The organism is Pseudomonas sp. 05N36, assembly GCF_056397385.1.
The window spans coordinates 23,040-44,889 of sequence record NZ_JBFTNH010000025.1 but is presented as its reverse complement, the minus strand read 5'-3'; the positions used below and the strand labels follow the sequence as shown (position 1 = coordinate 44,889).

Annotated in this window: 18 protein-coding genes; 9 read left to right on the top strand and 9 right to left on the bottom strand. The window is 59.7% G+C overall.

What is annotated here, in order from left to right; all coding sequences use genetic code 11:
- Nucleotides 1-35: 35 nt before the first annotated feature.
- The 8 genes from AC1DIH_RS25165 to AC1DIH_RS25130 form a co-directional block, all read right to left on the bottom strand.
- On the bottom strand, nt 36-1,958 hold the full coding sequence (locus AC1DIH_RS25165; protein WP_019693927.1) for a PrkA family serine protein kinase: 1,923 nt from the start codon (nt 1,956-1,958) through the stop codon (nt 36-38).
- Nucleotides 1,959-2,246: 288 nt separating this feature from the next.
- On the bottom strand, nt 2,247-2,576 hold the full coding sequence (gene glpE / locus AC1DIH_RS25160; RefSeq protein ID WP_477773686.1) for a thiosulfate sulfurtransferase GlpE: 330 nt from the start codon (nt 2,574-2,576) through the stop codon (nt 2,247-2,249).
- Between the two features lie 33 nt (nt 2,577-2,609).
- A complete protein-coding gene (locus tag AC1DIH_RS25155; RefSeq protein ID WP_477773685.1) occupies nt 2,610-3,491 on the bottom strand; it encodes a symmetrical bis(5'-nucleosyl)-tetraphosphatase in 882 nt (293 codons plus the stop codon).
- Nucleotides 3,491-3,871: a Co2+/Mg2+ efflux protein ApaG gene (gene apaG / locus AC1DIH_RS25150; RefSeq protein ID WP_477773684.1), complete on the bottom strand. Its 381-nt coding sequence runs from the start codon at nt 3,869-3,871 to the stop codon at nt 3,491-3,493. Before apaG ends, AC1DIH_RS25155 begins: the two co-directional genes overlap by 1 nt.
- 118 nt (nt 3,872-3,989) lie before the next feature.
- Nucleotides 3,990-4,808 (bottom strand): 16S rRNA (adenine(1518)-N(6)/adenine(1519)-N(6))-dimethyltransferase RsmA, encoded by an 819-nt coding sequence (rsmA, locus tag AC1DIH_RS25145; RefSeq protein ID WP_477773683.1) that lies wholly within the window; start codon nt 4,806-4,808, stop codon nt 3,990-3,992.
- Entirely contained in the window at nt 4,805-5,794 is a 990-nt protein-coding gene (gene pdxA / locus AC1DIH_RS25140) for a 4-hydroxythreonine-4-phosphate dehydrogenase PdxA (protein WP_477773682.1), read from the bottom strand. Before pdxA ends, rsmA begins: the two co-directional genes overlap by 4 nt.
- Nucleotides 5,791-7,113: a peptidylprolyl isomerase SurA gene (gene surA / locus AC1DIH_RS25135; RefSeq protein ID WP_477773681.1), complete on the bottom strand. Its 1,323-nt coding sequence runs from the start codon at nt 7,111-7,113 to the stop codon at nt 5,791-5,793. Before surA ends, pdxA begins: the two co-directional genes overlap by 4 nt.
- The gene (locus tag AC1DIH_RS25130) at nt 7,088-9,889 is read right to left on the bottom strand and encodes an LPS-assembly protein LptD (RefSeq protein WP_477773680.1); all 2,802 of its coding nucleotides are present in this window, start codon (nt 9,887-9,889) and stop codon (nt 7,088-7,090) included. Before AC1DIH_RS25130 ends, surA begins: the two co-directional genes overlap by 26 nt.
- 130 nt (nt 9,890-10,019) lie before the next feature.
- On the opposite strand from AC1DIH_RS25130, the gene AC1DIH_RS25125 reads away from it, so the two are divergent.
- The 3 genes from AC1DIH_RS25125 to AC1DIH_RS25115 are packed head-to-tail and all read left to right on the top strand — an operon-like array spanning nt 10,020 to nt 12,482.
- A complete protein-coding gene (locus AC1DIH_RS25125; RefSeq protein ID WP_477773679.1) occupies nt 10,020-11,045 on the top strand; it encodes an aminoglycoside phosphotransferase family protein in 1,026 nt (341 codons plus the stop codon).
- Nucleotides 11,042-11,713, top strand: a complete 672-nt coding sequence (gene murU / locus AC1DIH_RS25120; protein ID WP_477773678.1) for an N-acetylmuramate alpha-1-phosphate uridylyltransferase MurU — start codon at nt 11,042-11,044, stop codon at nt 11,711-11,713. The genes AC1DIH_RS25125 and murU overlap by 4 nt, the downstream gene beginning before the upstream one ends.
- A 1-nt stretch (nt 11,714) precedes the next feature.
- Nucleotides 11,715-12,482: a TerB family tellurite resistance protein gene (locus AC1DIH_RS25115; RefSeq protein WP_477773677.1), complete on the top strand. Its 768-nt coding sequence runs from the start codon at nt 11,715-11,717 to the stop codon at nt 12,480-12,482.
- A 187-nt stretch (nt 12,483-12,669) separates the two neighbouring features.
- Here AC1DIH_RS25115 and AC1DIH_RS25110 read toward each other — a convergent pair whose 3' ends face one another.
- Nucleotides 12,670-13,662: an alpha/beta hydrolase family protein gene (locus AC1DIH_RS25110; protein WP_477773676.1), complete on the bottom strand. Its 993-nt coding sequence runs from the start codon at nt 13,660-13,662 to the stop codon at nt 12,670-12,672.
- 74 nt (nt 13,663-13,736) lie between these two features.
- On the opposite strand from AC1DIH_RS25110, the gene AC1DIH_RS25105 reads away from it, so the two are divergent.
- The 6 genes from AC1DIH_RS25105 (at nt 13,737) to AC1DIH_RS25080 (ending at nt 21,646) form a co-directional block, all read left to right on the top strand.
- Complete coding sequence (locus AC1DIH_RS25105; RefSeq protein ID WP_477773675.1) at nt 13,737-16,133, top strand: PAS domain-containing sensor histidine kinase; 2,397 nt, start codon at nt 13,737-13,739, stop codon at nt 16,131-16,133.
- 40 nt (nt 16,134-16,173) lie between these two features.
- A complete protein-coding gene (locus tag AC1DIH_RS25100) occupies nt 16,174-16,803 on the top strand; it encodes a response regulator (protein WP_017341106.1) in 630 nt (209 codons plus the stop codon).
- A 351-nt stretch (nt 16,804-17,154) separates the two neighbouring features.
- Complete coding sequence (locus tag AC1DIH_RS25095; RefSeq protein ID WP_477773674.1) at nt 17,155-18,279, top strand: ABC transporter ATP-binding protein; 1,125 nt, start codon at nt 17,155-17,157, stop codon at nt 18,277-18,279.
- A 46-nt stretch (nt 18,280-18,325) separates the two neighbouring features.
- A complete protein-coding gene (locus tag AC1DIH_RS25090; protein ID WP_477773673.1) occupies nt 18,326-19,366 on the top strand; it encodes an ABC transporter substrate-binding protein in 1,041 nt (346 codons plus the stop codon).
- A 194-nt stretch (nt 19,367-19,560) separates the two neighbouring features.
- Complete coding sequence (locus AC1DIH_RS25085; protein WP_477773672.1) at nt 19,561-20,808, top strand: ABC transporter permease; 1,248 nt, start codon at nt 19,561-19,563, stop codon at nt 20,806-20,808.
- Nucleotides 20,809-20,821: 13 nt separating this feature from the next.
- Nucleotides 20,822-21,646 carry an ABC transporter permease gene (locus tag AC1DIH_RS25080; RefSeq protein WP_477773671.1) on the top strand — a complete coding sequence of 275 codons (825 nt, stop codon included), beginning with the start codon at nt 20,822-20,824 and terminating at the stop codon, nt 21,644-21,646.
- Nucleotides 21,647-21,850 lie beyond the last annotated feature (204 nt).

Sequence of the window (21,850 nt, the reverse complement as noted above, 5' to 3'; positions counted from 1 at the left end):
CCGGGCTAACGACAACCGGTCTGACCGGCAGCGTGTTACTGCGATTTCCTGACCCGCAGGTACCACTCGGAGAGCAGTCGTACCTGTTTGTCGGTGTAGCCGCGCTCGACCATACGTGTAACGAAGTCGTTGTGTTTCTGTTGATCCTCTTTGCTGGCCTTGGCGTTGAAGCTGATGACCGGCAGCAGATCCTCGGTGTTCGAGAACATTTTCTTCTCGATGACCACCCGCAGCTTCTCGTAGCTGAGCCAGGTCGGATTCTTGCCGTTGTTGTTGGCCCGGGCACGCAGGACGAAGTTGACGATTTCGTTGCGGAAATCCTTCGGATTGCTGATGCCCGCCGGTTTCTCGATTTTCTCCAGCTCTTCGTTGAGGGCTACGCGGTTGAGGATCTCGCCGGTTTCCGGATCGCGGTATTCCTGATCCTGAATCCAGAAGTCCGCGTAGAGCACATAGCGGTCGAAGATGTTTTGCCCGTATTCGCTGTAGGACTCCAGGTAGGCGGTCTGGATTTCCTTGCCGATGAACTCGATATAGCGCGGCGCCAGGTACTCTTTCAGGAAGCGCAGATAACGCTCGCGGGTTTCTGCCTGGAACTGTTCCTGTTCGATCTGTTGTTCCAGCACATAGAGCAGATGCACCGGGTTGGCGGCGATTTCATGCGGGTCGAAGTTGAAGACTTTCGACAGGATCTTGAAGGCAAACCGGGTCGAAAGACCGTTCATGCCTTCGTCGACACCCGCGTTGTCGCGGTATTCCTGGATCGATTTGGCCTTCGGATCGGTGTCCTTGAGGTTTTCACCGTCATACACGCGCATTTTCGAGTAGATGTTCGAGTTTTCCGGCTCTTTGAGGCGCGAGAGCACCGTGAACTGGGCGAGCATCTTCAGGGTGTCGGGTGCGCAGTGGGCCTTGGCCAGGGAGCTGTTGAACAGCAGCTTGTCGTAGATCTTCACTTCGTCACTGACCCGCAGGCAATACGGCACTTTGACGATGTAGATCCGGTCGATGAAGGCTTCGTTGTTCTTGTTGTTGCGGAAGGTGTGCCACTCCGATTCGTTGGAGTGCGCCAGCAGGATCCCGGTGAACGGAATCGCGCCCAGGCCTTCGGTACTGTTGTAGTTGCCTTCCTGGGTGGCGGTCAGCAATGGGTGCAGCACCTTGATCGGCGCCTTGAACATTTCGACGAATTCCATCAGGCCCTGGTTCGAGCGGCAAAGTGCACCCGAGTAGCTGTAGGCGTCGGCGTCGTTCTGCGGGAATTCTTCCAGCTTGCGGATATCGACCTTGCCCACCAGTGCCGAGATGTCCTGGTTGTTTTCGTCACCCGGTTCGGTCTTGGCCACGGCGATCTGGTTGAGGATCGACGGGTAGAGCTTGACCACCCGGAACTGGCTGATATCGCCACCGAATTCGGCCAGGCGCTTGGTTGCCCAAGGCGACATGATGGTGTTCAGGTAGCGCCGCGGAATGCCGAAATCCTCTTCGAGGATTGCACCATCTTCGGTGGCGTTGAACAGCCCCAGCGGAGACTCGAACACCGGAGAGCCCTTGATCGCATAGAAGGGCACTTTTTCGATCAGCTGTTTCAGCTTCTCGGCCAGGGATGACTTACCGCCACCGACGGGGCCGAGCAGGTAGAGGATCTGTTTCTTCTCTTCCAGGCCCTGAGCTGCATGGCGGAAGTAGGAGACGATCTGGTCGATGCATTCTTCCATCCCGTGGAAGTCTTCAAAGGCCGGATACCGACGGATCACCTTGTTGGAAAAGATGCGCGACAGTCTCGAATTGGTCGAGGTGTCGAGCAGCTCCGGTTCACCGATGGCCAACAATAGTCGCTCAGCGGCGGACGCGTAAGCGCTGCGGTCCTTTTTGCACAGTTCGAGATACTCCTGCAGAGTGAGCTCTTCCTGCCGTGTGGACTCGAAGCGTTGTTGGAAGTGGCTAAAGATACTCATGACGTCACCTCGCTCGATACCTGGAGCCGACGTCGGATCAATCAGTGGATGCTGGCAAGCAACTGAAAGTGCAGTTGCCTTTTACCCCCCTGAACACCTTCAAAGCTATCAACCCTGAAAGCTACTCCCGATGATCCGTGCGCCGGTGTACCGGCTCTCCCCTGTTTTGGATGGCCTGAGGCTAAGGATAGTTCGGAATCCGCAAGGTAAAGGGGGCAATGCGTAGTTTTGTTATGGCTACCGTTCGTCAGCCCACGGCGGGCGTGGGCTGGAGCGTGTAAAAAAAAATTATTCGGCAGTGCCTTGCGCTGTTTCCGAGGGATAAATCGTACGCCACAACTCGAATCCGCCGTCCATGCTGTAGACGTCGGAAAAGCCTTGGCTGACCAGATATGCCGCGGCGCCCTGGCTGGAATTGCCGTGATAGCAAACCACTACGGTCGGTGCGTCGAGGTCGGCTGCGGTGATGAATGCGTGCAGGGAATGATTGTCCAGATGCTTCGATCCGCTGATGTGCAGTGCGGCAAAAGTTGCCGGATCGCGGACATCGACCACCACCGCGCCTTGTTCGCGCAGTACTTGGGCCTGTTCTGGGGGGATGCGTTTGAATTCGCTCATGGCGGGCTCCTGTGGCCTGACGGAAAGCGCAGCCTAGCGCTTGGCGCTGGCCGACAATAGTTCGGGGGTCGTTGGGGGGATATACGGCTGGGTGTTGCCCTGGGCATCGCATTTGCAATGCAGGCGCTCGCCGGTGTCGACGTTCATCAGGGTCATCGAGCCACCCCAGACGCAGCCGGTGTCCAGGGCGAAGATGCCGGGTTCATTACATTTACCTTGGAGCGCTGCCCAGTGGCCGAAAATGATTTTCTGGCCGCGGGTCTTGCGTTGCTGGTGTGCATACCAGGGGGCGTAACCCGGTAGCGCGGTCTCCAAGCCTTCCTTGCTCTTGAGATCAAGCTTGCCGTCGCTGGTGCAAAAACGCATGCGGGTGAAGTAGTTGGTGATCACGCGGAGGCGGGCTGCACCTTTAAGGTCGCCGTCCCACTTAAGCGGTTCGTTCCCATACATGCCATCGAGGTAGGGCGCGATACGGTTGTCGTCACGCAATGCTTCTTCGACTTCGGCGGCGCACTTCAAGGCTTTGCGCAGGGACCACTGCGGCGGTATACCGGCATGGACCAAGGCAATATCGCGTTGTTCGTCGTAGTGCATGAGCTTTTGCTGGCGCAGCCACTCAAGCAGGTCTTCGCGATCCGGGGCTTCGAGGATTTCACGCAGGGTGTCGGCTTTGCGCAAGTGTTCGATGTTGTAGCCGGCAGCCAGCAAGTGCAGGTCATGGTTGCCCAGTACGCACACCAGCGATTCGCGGATGCTATAGAGAAAGCGCAGGGTTTCCAGCGATTGCGGGCCGCGGTTGACCAGGTCGCCGACCAGCCACAGATGATCCTTTGCAGGATCGAAGGCCACCCGCTTGAGCAGGCATTGCAGGGGCTCAAGGCAGCCTTGCAGGTCGCCGACGGCGTACGTCGCCATCAGTGCAGGGCTCCGGGCACCGCCAGGCGGAATGGCGCGATGACAGCGTCGAAGTGTTTACCGTCTTCAGCGAGCATTTGATAAGTCCCCTGCATGTTACCAACGCGGGTAGTCATCACGGTGCCGCTGCTGTAGGTGTGGCTCTGGCCGACGCCGATCAGCGGCTGCTGACCCACCACGCCTGCGCCGCGAACCTCTTCGACATGGCCGTCGCCATCGGTAATCACCCAGTGCCGCGAGAGCAACCTGGCCGGTACTAGGCCATTGTTCCGTACGGTAATGGTGTAGGCAAAGGCAAAGCGGTTCTGCTCGGGTTGCGATTGTTCTGCCAGATAGTGGGTGACGACGCTGACGTCGACCTGATAACGAGGATCGGACATGCAAGAGGCCTTAAAAGCAAAGCGGGGCGCGTAACTGATTGAGGTCAGTCTAGGCCAGGTACCGGGTAGTAAACCAGACTGGAAGGCTGGTGTCCTACCCGATAACGCTTCCGGCCTGTCAGATGTCGGCAGGCTGCTCGACGACTTGTTCGCTGAGCTTGTCAGCCAGACGAACGAAGGCCGCCAGATCGAGCTGCTCCGGGCGCAGGCTGCCATCGACGCCGGCGGCTTCGATTTCAGCATTGCTCAGCAGGGCCTTGAGGGTGTTGCGCAGGGTTTTGCGGCGCTGGTTGAAGGCTTCGCGAACGACGCGCTCCAGCAAACGATGATCTTTGGCCGGGTGCGGCAGCACGGCGTGCGGTACCAGGCGGACGATCGCCGAGTCGACTTTTGGTGGCGGGTTGAAGGCGCCAGGGCCGACGTTGAACAGGTGTTCGACCCGGCAGTGGTACTGAACCATGATCGACAGACGGCCCCAATCGCCACCGCCAGGACCCGCGGCCAGACGCTCGACCACTTCCTTTTGCAGCATGAAGTGCATGTCGCGGATGATGCCTGCGTTGTTCAACAGGTGGAAAATCAGCGGCGTGGAGATGTTGTATGGCAGGTTACCGACGACGCGCAGACTGTTGGGGGCGGCATTCAGGCTGTTGAAGTCGAACTTCAGCGCATCGCCCTGGTGCAGATGGAAATTGTCCTTGCCGGCAAATTGCTGGTTGAGGATCGGGATCAGGTCCTTGTCCAGTTCAACCACGTCCAGTTGGGCACCGCTGTTGAGCAGGCCTTCGGTGAGCGCCCCCTGGCCCGGGCCGATTTCCAGCAGGCGGTCTTCTGCTTTGGCGTGTATGGAGCGCAGGATGCGGTCGATAACGCCGGCATCGTGCAGGAAGTTCTGGCCGAAACGCTTGCGCGCCCGGTGTTGGTAATGCTCGGTCATAAACGGGTCTCGGCCATCTGGTAGGCGGTTTCCAGGGCGACTTGCAGGCTGCCGGTGTCGATTTTTCCGCTGCCAGCCAGGTCCAGGGCGGTGCCGTGGTCGACTGAGGTGCGGATGATCGGCAAGCCGAGGGTCACGTTGACTGCCGCGCCGAAGCCTTTGTATTTCAGCACGGGCAGGCCCTGGTCGTGGTACATCGCCAGCACCGCGTCGCAGTGCTCCAGATATTTGGGGGTAAACAGAGTGTCGGCGGGCAGGGGACCGCGCAGGTCCATGCCTTCGGTGCGCAGACGCTCCAGGGTTGGTTCAATGATGTCGATTTCTTCGTGGCCCAGGTGTCCGCCTTCGCCGGCATGCGGGTTGAGCCCGCAAACGAGGATGCGCGGCTGGGCGATGCCGAACTTTTGTTGCAGGTCGGTGTGCAGAATCCGTGTGACCCGCTCCAGGCGTTCAGGGGTGATTGCGTCGGCAATCTCCCGTAACGGCAGGTGCGTGGTAACCAGCGCGACCCGTAAACCGCGGGTGGCAAGCATCATCACCACTTGGGGGGTGTGAGTCAGGTCTGCGAGGAACTCGGTGTGGCCGGAGAAGGCAATGCCCGACTCATTGATCACGCCCTTGTGCACAGGGGCGGTGATCATTCCGGCGAAGTGCCCGTCCAGGCAGCCAACGCCTGCGCGGGTCAGGGTTTCCAGGACAAAGGCGGCATTGGCCTTGTCCAGTTGTCCGGCGGTAACCGGTGCGCTGAGCTGCGTATCCCAGACATACAGGCTGTTGGCCGGAGCGGGAACGTCCGGCCAGTTGTCCGGTGTTACCGGCAGCAAATCGACAACCACGCCCAGCTGCGCGGCCCGCTCAAGGAGCAGGTCGCGGCTGGTAATGGCAATCAGGGGATGTGGCTGGGCTTGCGAGGCGAGTAGCAGGCACAGGTCGGGACCTATGCCGGCCGGCTCGCCGGGTGTCAGCGCGAAACGCTTGGGGCTCACTTCGCCGCCTGGTCGACGCCAGGGAGCTTGATTTCAACGTAGGCTTCGTCACGGATCTGACGCAACCAGGTTTGCAGCTCTTCGTCGTATTTGCGGTTACGCAGTACGGTCATGGCCTGCTGTTCACGCGCCTGGCTGGTGCTGTCGGTGGCGCGGCGGCCAAGGACTTCCAGAACGTGCCAGCCATATTGAGTCTTGAACGGCTTGGACAGCTGACCTTGTTGAGTCTTGGCCATGACTTCGCGGAATTCCGGTACCAGCGCGTTCGGGTCGATCCAGTTGAGGTCGCCGCCGTTAAGGGCAGAACCCGGGTCTTCCGAGTAGCTTTTCGCCAGTTCAGCGAAGTCTTCGCCCGCAGAAATACGGGTGTAGAGCGATTGAGCCAGAGCCTTGGTTTTTTCTTCGTCGCGGATCGGGCTTGGTTTGACCAGAATGTGGCGAACGTGTACTTCGTCACGCACCTGATTGCCGCCGCCGCGTTTTTCCAGCACTTTGAGGATGATGAAACCGCCCGGTGTACGTGCCGGTTGGGTGACTTCACCCACTGACATCGCGCTCAGCTCGCGGTCGAACGGAGGTGGCAGTTGAGCGGCTTTACGCCAGCCCATGTCGCCGCCTTCCAGTGCGTTGTCGCTTGCGGATTTGGCGATGGCCAGTTGAGAGAAATCAGCACCCTGCTTGAGTTGTTGATAAATCTCCATGGCCTGACGCGCAGCGGTCTGGATCGCTTCCGAATTGGCGCTTTCCGGGGTCGGGATCAGGATGTTGGCCAGGTGCAGTTCTTCAGAGAGTTGCACTTTGCCCAGGTCGGAGGCGAGGAAGTTTTTCACTTCCTGTTCGGACACCTGAATTCGTTCGGCCACACGACGCTGACGGACGCGGCTGATGATCATCTCGCGACGGATCTGGTCACGGGCGTCGTTGTAAGACAGGCCATCGTGAGTCAGTGCCGCACGGAACTGATCCACCGTCATGTTGTTGCGCTGGGCAATGGTGCCAACGGCCTGGTTCAGTTCTTCATCGGTAATGCGGATGCCGGAACGCTCGCCAATCTGCAGCTGCAGGTTTTCGACGATCAGGCGTTCGAGCACCTGTTGTTCCAGCGCGCTGACTGGCGGTGTTCCGCCGCCGCGCTTGGCGATGGTTTGCTGAACTTCATGAACCCGCTGGTCCAGCTGGCTCTGCATGATCACGTCGTTGTCGACGATAGCGACCACTTTGTCGATGGACTGTACCGCGGCGCTAGCCGCGGTACCCAGGAACAGCGCGCCCAGCATCAGCGGGCGCAGACAATCAGAAAGCTTGGTCTTCACGTTCACGATAACCTTGAATGCCTTTGTCGAGGAAGCTCTCTACCTTGGCGCCAGTAACGCCACCGAGACCTTTCAGAACAATTTGGAGGAAGAGGCCATGGTCGCCTTTTTCGTTTTGCGGAGCTTCTTGACTGAACTCGTCATATGAAACCCAGTAACGGTTGATCAGGCGCAGTTTCCAGCAGCAGTTGTCGTACTCGAAACCACCGAAGGCTTCCAGGGTCCGATTGCGGTTGTAATCGTACTGCCAGCGACTGATGGCATTCCATTGCGGCACGATTGGCCAGATCACCGAGAAGTCGTGCTGTTTGATCTTGTAGTAATCCTTCACGAAACCAGGCGTGCCAGGGGTGCCATAGTCGCCGCCACCCACTGCCCACTTACCAGTGGTCTGGTCATAACGGACCTGGTCATTGCGATAGCGATAACCGGCGTTGATGACCTTGTTCGGATTGTCTTCCGGCTGGTAGTGGAACATCGCGCTGCCCGAGCGGGGTTTGCGGCTGTCCGGGTCCCAGTTGTAGTCAGCCGTGGTACGCCAATCGCGGTTCCAGCGATATTCGTACTCCAGGGCGTACGGCGAGACGTTGGAGTGCGCATCGGCGCGGGTTTTTGCATCGATACCCGGCAACTGGACTTCGCGGTCCTTGAAGTACATGGCCTGGCCAACGCTGATGCGTTGACGTTCGAAACCGTTGTCTTCGATCCAGCGGTTGGTTACGCCCAGCGACAGTTTGTTTTCGTCGCCGACACGGTCGGAGCCGGTGAAGCGGTTGTCGCGGAACAGCGAGGCGTAGTTGAACGTGCTTTCGCTGGTGTCGAATACCGGGATATCAGACTGGTCTTTCTCGGGTACATAAAGGTAGTACAGACGAGGTTCCAGAGTCTGGCGGTAGTTCTTGCCGAACCATTGGGTGTTACGGTCGAAGTACAGGCCGCTGTCGATACTCGCGATTGGAACACCGCGACTCTGATTGCGACTGTAGGTGCCATTCAGGCGATCCGCATCCGCGCCTTGCGCAGCGATCTGGCTCTTGCCGGTACCGTCGAGGTCCAGGTCATATTGGGTGTACTGATACTTGAGCGACGGCTTCAGGAAACCGTAAGTCCAGTTCATCGGCAGGCTGATTGCCGGTGCGAGGTTCAGGCGATCACCGGTGGCACGTGCCAGGCCTTGAACGTTGGTATCCAGGAAAGGTGACTGGATACCATTTTCGTCAGTGAAGTTGCCGGTTCTCAGGTTCCGGTCAAATCGCACCAGTTCGGTGTTGTAGGTCATGTCCAGGCCGCCAGGATGTTGCGGCAGGAAACCATTGAAGGTGATCTGCGGCAGGCGGTTGTAGGGCGTAATGTTGGAGATCGTTGCCAGCTGATATGCCTGTGCGTTCACGCGGGCGGAGTAGGTATCGCCCCGGTAGGTGACCGCACCTTGCTGATTCACGAAGTCGCGGCTTTGAACACCTATCTGATCGCTTTGCAGATCCTGGAAGTAATACGGGTCGCTGATTTTGGTGTAGTCGACCTCGGTCATTACCCGCGAATCCAGCCCGCCCTTGTGCTGCCAGTTGAGCAGGTAGCGGGTTTTTTCGTAGTCGGTCTGCTTGCTGCGTTCGGTGTCGTCATCGTTGAGGTACGAGGCGCCGAACTGACCTTCGCTGGACTTGGTCAGGTAGCGGAACTCGCTTTCCATCAACAGGCCGCGCTTGCTCATGTAGCGCGGATACAACGTGGCATCGTAGTTCGGTGCCAGGTTGAAGTAATACGGTGTGACCAGCATGAAGCCGGTTTTGGTGCTGGTGCCGAAGCTTGGCGGCAGGAAGCCGGACTGGCGACGGTCATCGATCGGGAAATAGATATACGGTGTGTAGAACACCGGAATGTCCTTGACCCGCAGCGTCACGTTGGTCCCGGTACCGAAGCCGGTCGCCGGGTTCAAGGTGATGTTGTTGCCCTTGAGCTGCCAGGCGTTGCTGTTCGGTTCACACGTGGTGTACGTACCATCCTTGAGGCGGATGATCGCGTTCTCGGCGCGTTTCGCATACAGCGCGCTGCCGCGGACACGGGATTTGTGCATCACGTATTCGGCGTTGTCGACCTGGGCTTCACCGGTATCGAGCTGCACGTCAGCGTGGTCGCCGACGATCAGTGCACCGTTGTCGCGCACGCGAACGTTACCACTCAGCTCGCCACGGTTTTCGGCTTGATGCAGGCTGGCCTCATCGGACTCGATCTGCATGCTGCCCTGACGCATGACCACGTCACCGGCGAGGGTCGCCACCTGTTCTTCCTGCTGGTAGCGGGAGGCTTTGGCGCCGATAAACGTCGGGGCGTCACTTTTATTCGTCGTGTCATTCATGCCAGGACGAATTGGTTCGATATAGGAACCAGAGCAATAAGGACCTGTTTCGGCCAATTGGGCAGCGGTGAGCTTCTCACGCGGGACCCAGTCGAGGTGACTGTAGTCGGCGCTACGCGACTTCAGGGCGCGGCCCTTGGCTTCGGTGACCAGCACAGGCTTGTTGGCGGTTTCGCCACCTGCAGTGCTGCTCTCGGCTGTTGACTCGTTGCCCGAACTGACCGCGCTACCCTCATGTACAGGGCGCGGTGGTAATTGGGCTGCGTTGGCTTTTGGCGCGCAGTCCCAGGAACCCGAAGCAGAGACTGAGCAGTCATACTGTTCCGCGGCGACCACGAACGAAGTGGCTAGAGGTTGCAGGGCCAGCAAACTGCCGGTAACCAACAACGGAAATTTTTTACGAAACGCGGGGGATTTCAATGCCATCTTATTAGTCCGGGCTTCCTGCGTGCCATCTGCCCGCGGTGTGGGCCGCACGCCTCTCGATGGTCTGAAAAAGATGCTGGATAATAAAGCATGACCCGCTTGACGGCTAGCGCCGTCGGAGACCCTTGTAATGCCTGACCAAGATGTACGCCTGCAACACCTGAAAGTTTGGCTTGATGAGCAATTGGCACCGCTGTTTGCCGCGCAAGGATGGGGTGCCGTGCCCCCGGCCACGTTGACTGCGGCCAGTAGCGACGCGAGTTTCCGCCGTTATTTCCGTTGGGAAGGTGACGGTAGAAGCTTCGTCGTGATGGATGCTCCGCCGCCCCAGGAAAACTGTAAACCGTTCGTGGATATCGCCTTTTTACTGGCGAAATCCGGAATTAACGTGCCGAAAATCTACGCACAAGACCTTGAACGCGGTTTTCTTTTGCTCAATGACCTGGGCAACAAGACCTATCTGGATGTGATCGACAGCGAAAATGCCGACGATTTGTTCAAGGATGCCTTGCAAGCGTTGCTGGCTTTTCAGCAGTTGCCGATGGATGCGCCACTGCCCAGCTATGACGTGGCACTGTTGCGCCGTGAGCTGGAACTGTTCCCGGAGTGGTACGTGAAGCGCGAGCTGGGCATCGAGTTCGATCCGGCGCAGCAAATGCTCTGGCAGCAAGTCAGTGACAAACTGATCGACAGTGCCCTGGCCCAGCCCAAAGTGCTGGTGCATCGCGACTACATGCCACGCAACCTGATGCTCAGCGAGCCTAACCCCGGCGTGCTGGATTTCCAGGACGCGGTGTACGGGCCGGTGACTTATGACGTGACGTGCCTGTTCAAGGACGCCTTCCTCAGCTGGCCCGAGGAGCGTGTGCTCGGTTGGCTGGCGGACTACTGGCAACAAGCGGCTGCGCTCGGTATTCCGGTTCAGCCCGATTTCGAAGACTTCCTGCGTGCCAGTGACCTGATGGGGGTGCAGCGTCACCTGAAAGTGATCGGCATTTTCGCCCGCATCTGCCACCGCGACGGCAAGCCGCGTTACCTCGGCGATGTGCCGCGCTTCTTTGCTTATATAGACGCAGTGGTTGCTCGTCGTCCTGAGCTGGTGGAACTGGATGTGTTGCTGGCCAGTCTGCGCCAGTCCGTCGGAGTGACTGCATGAAGGCAATGATTCTGGCAGCTGGTAAAGGCGAGCGCATGCGCCCGCTGACCCTGACCACACCCAAGCCGCTGGTGCGCGTTGGCGGAGTGCCGCTGATCGAGTACCACCTGCGAGCGCTGGCGGCGGCAGGTTTCAGCGAGGTGGTGATCAATCACGCCTGGCTGGGACAGCAGATCGAAGATTACCTGGGCGATGGATCGCGTTATGGCCTGAGCATCCAGTACTCGCCGGAAGGTGAACCGCTGGAGACGGGCGGCGGGATCTTCCGCGCCTTGCCGCTCCTGGGGGATGACGCCTTTGTGGTGGTCAACGGTGATATCTGGACCGATTACGACTTCACTTCTCTGCGTCAACCTATAGCGGGCCTGGCCCACCTGGTGCTTGCCGATAACCCGGCGCACCACCCGACCGGTGATTTCAGCCTGGTCGACGGCCAGGTGCGCGACGGCCAGCCAGGTGCGCAAACGCTCACCTACAGTGGCATCGCGGTGCTGCATCCGAAGCTCTTCGCTGCGTGCGCGGACGGTGCCTTCAAGCTGGCCCCGCTGTTGCGCGATGCCATGGCGCAAGGGCAGGTGAGCGGCGAGCGCCTGCTGGGGCATTGGGTAGATGTCGGCACTCACGAACGTCTGGCCGAAGTTGAACACTTGATAGAAGCGAGCTACTGATATGTTGTGGCCAGGGACTCTGATCGGAGCCGGAGCGGGCTTTGCCATAGCCAGCATTCCGGGGGCCATACTCGGTGCATTGTTGGGGCAGGCGCTGGACCGGCGCTTGCAGCTGCAAAGCCTCGGGCAGTTGCGTGAGCGACTCGGTGGTCGGCCGATGTTGCGTAACGATGAATTACTGTTTGTATTGCTGGGACGCCTGGCCAAGAGCGATGGCCGGGTGGTGGATGGTCATATCCACCAGGCGCGTCAGGAAATGCGTTCGCTGGACATGAGCGAATCGGCGCAGAAACGTGCAATTGCGGCGTTCAATCGTGGCAAGTCGGGGCATGATCACTTGCGCGGCTACCTGCGCCGTTTAAGCACGCAGCCGCATGCCGCCGAAGGTGTGTTGCGCGCCTGTTGGCGGATGGTCTGGGCCGACGGGCGTGCCGGAAGCGCCGAGCGTGAGCTGATTTCGCAGTGGGGTAAGTGGCTGGGCTGGACGCCGGAGCAGGTGCAGGCCCTGGCCAGCGATTACGAGCCACAAAAGAAGACTCTGGTTAACAGCGCGGTGGCGTATCAGGAGGCGTTGCGGCTGCTCGGGGTGTCTGCCACCAGCGAGCCGTCGCAAATCAAGCGTGCGTATCGACGTTTGCTCAGTCGCCATCACCCGGACAAGATTGCCGGCACGGGGGCGACACCTTCCCAGGTGCGCGAAGCGACCGACAAGACTCGCGAGTTGCACAGCGCCTATACGTTGATTCGCGAGCGACGGAATTTTCGTTAACGGCTAATGGAGGGAAAACCCTGTGGCGAGGGAGCTTGCTCCCGCTGGGGCGCGAAGCGGCCCCAAAACGACCACCGCATTCCGTCAGGGATACCCAATGCGCAGAGTTTGCGACGGCTGCGCAGTCGAGCGGGAGCAAGCTCCCTCGCCACAGTTATAGGTCAGACGATAAATCTGTATCCGCCGATCAACTCCCGGTGTTCTGCGGATTCAACCAACCGCGCACACGGCGGAACAATTGCTCCTGTTCGGCAGCACTATTACCCGGCAACGTCTTGAGCGCCAGCTGACTGAACGTCGAGGCCTTCAGGCGTTTGCTGGCCTGCAAACGCTCCAGGGCAGCGCTCTGCACCAGCACCTTGTCCTTGTAGTAGATGTCGAAGGTCGCCAGCTTCAAGGTGGTGGTCAATTCCGCCAGTCCGGGCTTCGCAGTCACGGGTGTCTGTGCGGCAACCATCACGAACTTCTCGATGCGCGATGGCTGTTTTTCACTCAGGTAGCGAGCAGCCCAATAAGCCCCCGTACCGTGACCGAGCAAGACGATGCTGTGAGCATTTTGTTGTTCGGCGAACGCAATGGCTGCGTCGATCCGGGCGTAGATCCGCTCGGCGTCAGCCTTGGCTTGCTCTTCGCTGGTCTCGGCAACTGCGCGATCGGCGATATCCCCTTCACCGCCGGCCACTTGCTCGATGGGGGGCGCGGTGCTGGCGTCTTTGCTGCCTGCCTCGGTTTTGGCCGGCGCGGGTGCGACGTTGACGACACGCGCTTGCGGGGCATTGCTTTGCAGGTCCGGCAGAGTAAGACTCAGGCTACCCCAGTCGGCATCGGGCAGTTTTTGCCGCAAAGGACTGATCGCTTGAGGCCAGTCAGCGGTTTCTCCAGCACCGGGGATGATAATCACCGCACCTTTGGGGGTGCTGGTGTTGGCCGGTTTCCACAGCGCGAGAAAGCTGTCACTGCCAGCCTGCAATGACTGTTGCTCTTGCGCGGGAACCGTTCGTTCGAGAGCGACGGCTTCTTCCTGGCTACGCTCTGGCAGAGGCTGGCGTTCGGCCGGTTTTACTTCGGCGGGTTTTTCCGCGGCAGCGGATGCCGGGGCGGCAGCCTGAGCTGAAAAGGCACAAGGCAGGATCAGCGACAGGCACAATGCTGGCAGTGCCAAGCGGTAGACAGGGGGCATCGGATATTCCAGGCCAGAAGTAATCCCGGCAGCCTAATGGGTTGGTCAGTATTTGTCAGTGTGTGAGATTTCGGATGATGCGTTTTCGCTGCCTGTTGGTTATCGGCTGTTGCTGGCTTCCCTTGATGGCATGGGCGGCACCGGCGTTGCCTGCGCATAGGGCACCGTTGAGCGTCGAGCAGCGCCAGTGGCTTGCTGAACACAACGAGCTGCGCGTGGGTGTGGTGCTGCAAGCGCCTTTTGCACAGTACGACCGGCGCTTGCAGCGGTTGTCCGGAGCCAATATCGAACTGATGCAGTGGCTGGCCCGCTCGTTGAATATCGAGTTCTCGTGGCGCAACTTTCCTGATGTGGCACAACTGGAAGAAGCGGTGCGCGAAGGTGAAGTCGATCTCGCGCCGGGCATGATCCAAACCCCCGCCGGCTTGCGTCTGTGGCAATTCAGCGACCCGTATATGCGTGTCCCGCAACTGGTGGTCGGCGAGCAGAAGGGCGCCGGCGCTATCGAACTGGAAAAGCTCGACAGCCAATCGCGGGTCGCTGTACGCATGCCTAGTGCGATTGCCGACTATCTACGCAACACTTACGGCAATCTCAACTTGCAAGGCGTGCCGATGGAGCGTGAGGCCCTGCAACTGCTGCTGGCTCAACAGGCCCGCTACGCCGTCGTCGATGAAGCCCAACTCAGCCGTTTGTCGACTGAACCCGAATTCTCCGGGTTGGTGGTGGTCGGCGATATCGGCCTGCCGCAATTGCTGCGGGTGGCGACTCGCCGCGACTGGCCGGAGTTGGCCGGCATCGTCGAAAGTGCCTTGCATGTCATCCCGGCCAAGGACCTTGAGCAACTGCACGCGCGCTGGCTGCAACCCAAATACCCGCGCCTGGCCGAGTCGCCGGGGTTCTGGCAAAACCTTTGCCTGTTGTTGGCCGTGTTGTTCCTCAGCAGCATGGCCATCGTGCTGTGGCAGCGTCGTCAGCAACAGACCCTCGAGCAGCGTTTACTGGCGGCCCGCGAAGACATTGCCCTGCGCGAGGCCAGCGAAGAAGCGCTGCGCCTGACGCAGTTTTCGATTGATCAAAGCACGGTCGGGATCCTCTGGGTCAATTGGGACAGTCATGTGCGTTACGCCAACCGTGCGGCGGAGGCGATGCTCGGTTATGCGCCGGGTGGCGTCATTGATCGGCCACTGATCGACTTCGAGCCCGGGTTGCACATGGACCGTTGGTTGAGTCTATGGAGGAGTGCCCGGGCCAGCGAGGACGCGCCACAAAGTTTCGAAACCAACTGCGTGCGCGCCGATGGCAGTATTCTCCCGGCCGACGTGTCGTTGAGTTTCCTGCGGTTTCGCGACAGCGAATATCTGGTGGTTTACCTCAACGACGTCACCGAGCGCCGTCGGGCACTGGCAGCCTTGCAGGAAAGCGAAGCACGGTTGCAGGGGATTGCTGCCAACGTGCCAGGCCTGGTCTTTCGCCTTGAGCGGGCACCGGTGACCGGGCAAATCGATTTTGCCTACATCAGCGAAGGCAGCGAGAGCCTGGTGGGCTATTCACCGGCAACCTTGAGCCGTCGCGACATGGGCCTGCGCAGTCTGGTGCATCCGGATGACAAGGCGAGTTATCACCAGACCCAGGATCACGCACTGGACACCGACAGTGACTGGTCGTGGCAAGGCCGGATTCTCACTCGCCAGGGCGAGGAGCGATGGGCCGAGATCAAGGCCATCACGCGTCGGCTCGACGATGGTGCATTCGTCTGGGACGGGATTGTCTGGGATATCAGCGAGAGCAAGCGTATCGAGCTGGAGCTGGCGAGCTCCCGCGAGCAGTTGCGTGAACTGTCTGCGCACCTGGAAAGCGTTCGGGAAGAGGAAAAGGCCCGGATTGCCCGGGAAGTCCACGATGAGTTGGGGCAGATGCTGACGGTGCTGAAGCTGGAAACCTCGATGTGCGAACTGGCCTACGCCGAACTCGATCCGGGCTTGAGTGAGCGTCTCAACAGCATGAAGCGCCTGATCGCCCAACTGTTCCAGCTGGTGCGGGACGTGGCCACGGCCTTGCGCCCGCCGATTCTCGACGCCGGGATCGCGTCGGCCATCGAGTGGCAGGCCCGGCGTTTCGAAGCGCGCACGCAGATCCCGTGTCTGGTGCAAGTCCCGGATAACCTGCCGACCCTCAGCGACGCCAAGGCGATCGGCCTGTTCCGGATACTTCAGGAGGCGCTGACCAATGTCATGCGCCATGCACAGGCGCATACTGTTGAATTGACACTGGCGCTGGAAGGCGATGAGTTGTGCCTGACGGTCAGCGATGACGGCGTAGGTTTTGTCGCCCCCGAGGGTAAGCCGACTTCCTTTGGGGTGGTCGGCATGCGTGAGCGGGTGCTGATCATGGGCGGCCAGTTGTCGCTGGAGAGTGAGCCGGGCGAGGGCACCACCCTGTGCGTGTGTGTGCCGCTGGATGAGGCCTGATGATTGATCTTGGCTCTGAATAAGAAGAATGGAGAAAAACGTGATCCGTGTACTGGTAGCCGAAGACCACACCATCGTCCGTGAAGGCATCAAACAGTTGATCGGCCTCGCCAAGGATTTGCTGGTGGTGGGGGAGGCGAGCAATGGTGAGCAACTGCTCGAGACCTTGCGCCACGTTCCCTGCGAGGTGGTGTTGCTGGATATCTCCATGCCCGGGGTCAACGGGCTGGAGGCGATTCCACGGATTCGCGCACTGAACAATCCGCCGGCGATCCTGGTGCTGTCGATGCATGACGAGGCGCAAATGGCGGCTCGTGCACTGAAGGTCGGCGCTGCCGGTTATGCCACCAAGGACAGTGATCCGGCGTTGCTGCTGACGGCGATCCGCAAAGTCGCGGCGGGTGGGCGTTACATCGATCCGGAACTGGCGGACCGAATGGTCTTCGAAGTCGGCCTGACGGATTCGCGGCCGCTGCATTCATTGCTCTCGGAGCGCGAGTTTTCGGTGTTCGAGCGCCTGGCCCAGGGCGCCAACGTCAATGAGATCGCCCAGCAACTGGCGTTGAGCAGCAAAACCATCAGCACCCACAAGGCGCGGCTGATGCAGAAACTCAACATCACCTCCCTCGCCGAACTGGTGAAGTACGCGATGGAACACAAGCTCCTCTGAAGAACACCGCTATACCCTGTGGGAGCGAGCCTGCTCGCGATGAGGGCATGTCATTCAGCATCGATGTCGACTGACCCACCGCTATCGCGAGCAGGCTCGCTCCCACAGAGATCGCGTACGCATATCCATTTACGACATCTCTCAAGACCGTCTTTGCCGACTCTTGCGGCTTGCAGCTAACAGCATGCCGCTGCATATGCCAAAACCCGCCATCCTTGTAGGGGAATCCCTACAGCCAACCTTCCATCCGGCTGAGGCGATTCTCTCCTGCGTCCCGATTTGCGCGGTCTCCAGGCTCCACTAGGCTTAGTCCTCAGCAGTCCTACATATAAAGAATACAAAGGTGCGGGTATGAGCGAGGTCAATTCAAGCGCTGGAACGAATGATGTTCTGGTCAGCTTTCGTGGAGTGCAAAAGAGCTACGACGGCGAGAACCTGATCGTCAAAGACCTCAACCTGGAAATTCGCAAAGGCGAATTCCTCACCTTGCTCGGGCCGTCCGGCTCCGGCAAGACCACCAGTCTGATGATGCTCGCCGGTTTCGAAACGCCGACCGCCGGCGAAATCCTGTTGGCCGGACGTTCGATCAACAACGTGCCGCCGCACAAGCGCGACATCGGCATGGTGTTCCAGAACTATGCCTTGTTCCCGCACATGACGGTGGCCGAGAACCTCGCGTTCCCGCTGACCGTCCGTGGTCTGAACAAAAGTGACGTCAGTGACCGGGTCAAGCGCGTGCTGAGCATGGTTCAGCTTGAAGCGTTCGCCCAGCGTTATCCGGCACAGCTTTCCGGTGGTCAGCAACAGCGCGTGGCGCTGGCCCGGGCGCTGGTGTTCGAACCACAACTGGTGCTGATGGACGAACCGCTGGGGGCACTGGATAAACAACTGCGTGAACACATGCAGATGGAGATCAAGCACCTGCACCAGCGCCTCGGCGTGACCGTGGTCTACGTGACTCACGACCAGGGTGAAGCCCTGACCATGTCCGATCGCGTGGCGGTCTTCCATCAAGGCGAAATCCAGCAGATCGCGCCACCGCGCGAGCTCTATGAAAAGCCGAAAAATACCTTCGTCGCCAACTTCATTGGCGAGAACAACCGTCTCAACGGCCGTTTGCACAGCCACACCGGTGACCGCTGCGTGGTTGAGCTGGGGCGTGGTGAAAAGGTCGAAGCGCTGGCCGTGAATGTCGGCAAGACCGGCGAGCCAGTGACGCTGTCCATTCGTCCGGAGCGCGTGAGCCTCAATGGTTCCAGCGAATCGTGCGTCAACCGCTTCTCGGGAAGGGTGGCGGAATTCATCTATCTGGGCGACCACGTCCGTGTTCGCCTGGAAGTCTGCGGCAAGACCGACTTCTTCGTGAAACAGCCGATCGCCGAGCTCGATCCGGCGCTGGCGGTCGGAGACGTAGTACCGCTTGGCTGGCAGGTCGAACACGTTCGCGCGCTCGACCCACTTCTAGAGGCGAACTGATCGCCCCGGCTTCACCAACACCAACCGCACGTGGAGAGAACAATAAATGTTGAGATCCCTGAAACTCACAGCACTGGCACTGGGCATGATGGGCGCGGCCCATGCAATGGCCGGCCCCGACCTGACCGTGGTGTCATTTGGCGGCGCGAACAAGGCGGCGCAGGTCAAGGCCTTCTACGCACCGTGGGAAGCCGCGGGCAACGGCAAGATTGTCGCCGGTGAATACAACGGTGAGATGGCCAAGGTCAAGGCCATGGTCGACACCAAGAGCGTGTCCTGGGATCTGGTAGAGGTTGAATCGCCAGAACTGTCCCGTGGTTGCGACGAAGACATGTTCGAGCCGCTTGACCCGGCACTGTTCGGCAAGTCCGAAGACTACGTGAAGGGTGCCATCCAGCCATGCGGCGTGGGCTTCTTCGTGTGGTCGACCGTGTTGGCCTACAACGCCGACAAACTGGCAAGCGCACCGACCAGTTGGGTGGATTTCTGGGACACCAAGAAATTCCCGGGTAAACGTGGCCTGCGTAAAGGCGCCAAGTACACCCTGGAATTCGCATTGATGGCCGACGGCGTTGCGCCGAAAGACGTCTACAAAGTGCTGGCCAGCAAGGACGGTCAGGACCGCGCGTTCAAGAAGCTCGATGAGCTCAAGCCAAGCATTCAATGGTGGGAAGCCGGCGCTCAGCCGCCGCAGTACCTGGCTTCCGGTGACGTGGTCATGAGCTCGGCCTACAACGGCCGGATCGCTGCCGTGCAGAAAGAAAGCAACCTGAAAGTGGTATGGAACGGCGGCATCTACGACTTCGATGCCTGGGCGATTCCAAAAGGCCTGGATAAAACCCGTGCCGCCGCCGCGAAGAAATTCATCGCGTACTCGGTCATGCCGCAACAGCAGAAAACCTACTCGGAAAACATCGCCTACGGCCCGGCCAATACCCAAGCCGTACCGCTGTTGTCCAAGGACATTCTGAAAGACATGCCGACCACCCCGGAAAACATCGCCAACCAGGTGCAGATCGACGTCAGCTTCTGGGCTGACAACGGCGAGCAACTGGAGCAGCGCTTCAACTCGTGGGCTGCGAAGTAAGCAGAGGGCTCGCCCTCCTGTGAGGGCGAGCGTTGTGGCGAGGGAGCTTGCTCCCGCTTGAGTGCGTAGCACTCACAAAATTGGTGGTTGTTAACAGAATTTTGGGGCCGCTTCGCAGCCCAGCGCGAGCAAGCTCGCTCGCCACAAAGCTCGCTCCCACATTAACGATTGATCCAAGAATTTCGGAGTTCGCCATGGCCATCGCCGTTCCCCTGAACGAGGGCACCCATCGCACCTTGAAGCAGCGCCTTGCGCATGCCGAGCGGGTCAACCGCTGGAAGGCCCAGGCCTTGATCGCGCCGTTGGTGCTGTTTCTGTTGTTGGTGTTTCTGGTGCCGATCGTGGCGCTGCTCTACAAAAGTGTCGGTAACCCCGAAGTGGTCGGCGGGATGCCGCGCACCGTGGCTGCCATTGCGAGCTGGGATGGTCGAGGCTTGCCGGCGGATCCGGTCTTCAAGGCTGCCAGCGAAGACCTCCTTGAGGCCCGCAAGAATCAAAGCCTGGGCGATCTGTCCAAGCGACTGAATATGGAACTGGCCGGCTATCGCAGCCTGCTGACCAAAACCGCGCGAGCGCTGCCGTTCAAAACCGAGCCGGCTTCCTATAAAGATGCACTCGAAGCGCTGGATGAACGTTGGGGCGACCCGGCCTACTGGCAAGCGGTACGCCGCAACACCAGCAGCATCACGCCGTATTACCTGTTGGCGGCGGTCGACCACCGGATCGACGACCTCGGCGAAATCGCCCCGGCGACCCCCGATCAGGCGATCTACCTCGAGATCTTTGCCCGGACCTTCTGGATGGGCCTGGTCATTACCGCGATCTGCCTGGTGCTGGCCTATCCGTTGGCGTATCTGCTGGCCAACCTGCCGTCACGTCAAAGCAATCTGCTGATGATTCTGGTGCTGTTGCCGTTCTGGACCTCGATTCTGGTGCGGGTGGCGGCGTGGATTGTCTTGTTGCAATCGGGCGGGCTGATCAACAGCGCGTTGATGGCCATGGGCATCATCGATAAGCCGCTGGCACTGGTGTTCAACCGCACCGGTGTTTACATCTCGATGGTGCACATCCTGCTGCCGTTCATGATTCTGCCGATCTACAGCGTGATGAAAGGTATTTCGCCGACCTACATGCGTGCGGCGATTTCCCTGGGTTGCCATCCGTTCGCCAGCTTCTGGCGGGTGTATTTCCCGCAGACTTATGCCGGTGTTGGCGCCGGTTGCCTGTTGGTGTTCATCCTGGCGATTGGTTACTACATCACCCCGGCGCTGCTCGGCAGCCCGAACGATCAGATGGTCAGTTACTTCGTCGCCTTCTACACCAACACCAGCATCAACTGGGGCATGGCGACCGCACTCGGTGGGCTGCTGCTGTTGGCGACCGTCGTGCTCTATCTGATTTACAGCTGGCTGGTGGGCGCGAGCCGCCTGCGCTTGAGCTAAGGGGAGAATCGAAATGCTGAGTCCTTATAAGTCACCCATTGAGCGGGTGTGGTTCTACAGCTTGCGCATTCTCTGCGGGCTGATCCTGTTGTTCCTGATTCTGCCGGTGCTGGTGATCATCCCGTTGTCGTTCAACTCGGGGAGTTTTCTGGTCTACCCGCTGCAAGGGTTCTCGCTGCACTGGTACCAGGACTTCTTCGCCTCGGCCGAATGGATGCGTTCGCTGAAGAACAGCATGATCGTCGCCCCGGCGGCGACGGTGCTGGCGATGGTCTTCGGCACGCTGGCGGCGATTGGCCTGACCCGTGGCGACTTCCCCGGCAAGGCGCTGGTGATGGCGCTGGTGATTTCGCCGATGGTGGTGCCGGTGGTGATCATCGGTGTGGCCAGCTACCTGGCTTTCGCTCCGCTGGGGTTTGGTAACAGCTTTGTCTCGCTGATCGTCGTGCATGCGGTGTTGGGTGTGCCGTTCGTGATCATTACCGTGTCGGCGACGTTGCAAGGTTTTAACCAGAACCTGGTGCGTGCGGCTGCCAGCCTGGGGGCTTCGCCACTGACGGCGTTCCGCCGCGTGACCTTGCCGTTGATTGCACCGGGGGTGATTTCCGGGGCGCTGTTTGCCTTCGCGACATCATTCGATGAGGTGGTGGTCACGTTGTTCCTTGCCGGCCCTCAACAGGCGACATTGCCACGGCAGATGTTCAGCGGCATCCGCGAAAACCTCAGCCCGACCATCGCCGCCGCCGCAACGCTGCTGATCGCCTTCTCGGTGTTCCTGCTGCTGACCCTGGAATGGCTGCGTGGCCGTAGCGAGAAACTGCGTACCGCACAGGTTTAACGCTACGCCTCGACCAACTGTGGGAGCGAGCCTGCTCGCGATAGCGAATTGTCAGTCGACATCAAGAGTGAATGTCAGGCCGTCATCGCGAGCAGGCTCGCTCCCACAGGGTGAATTTCTGTGAGCGTCTGCTCATTCGCTCGCGCAATAACAGACAAACCCCAATCCCCAGCTACTATTGTGCCCAGCTCCCCTATTCATAAG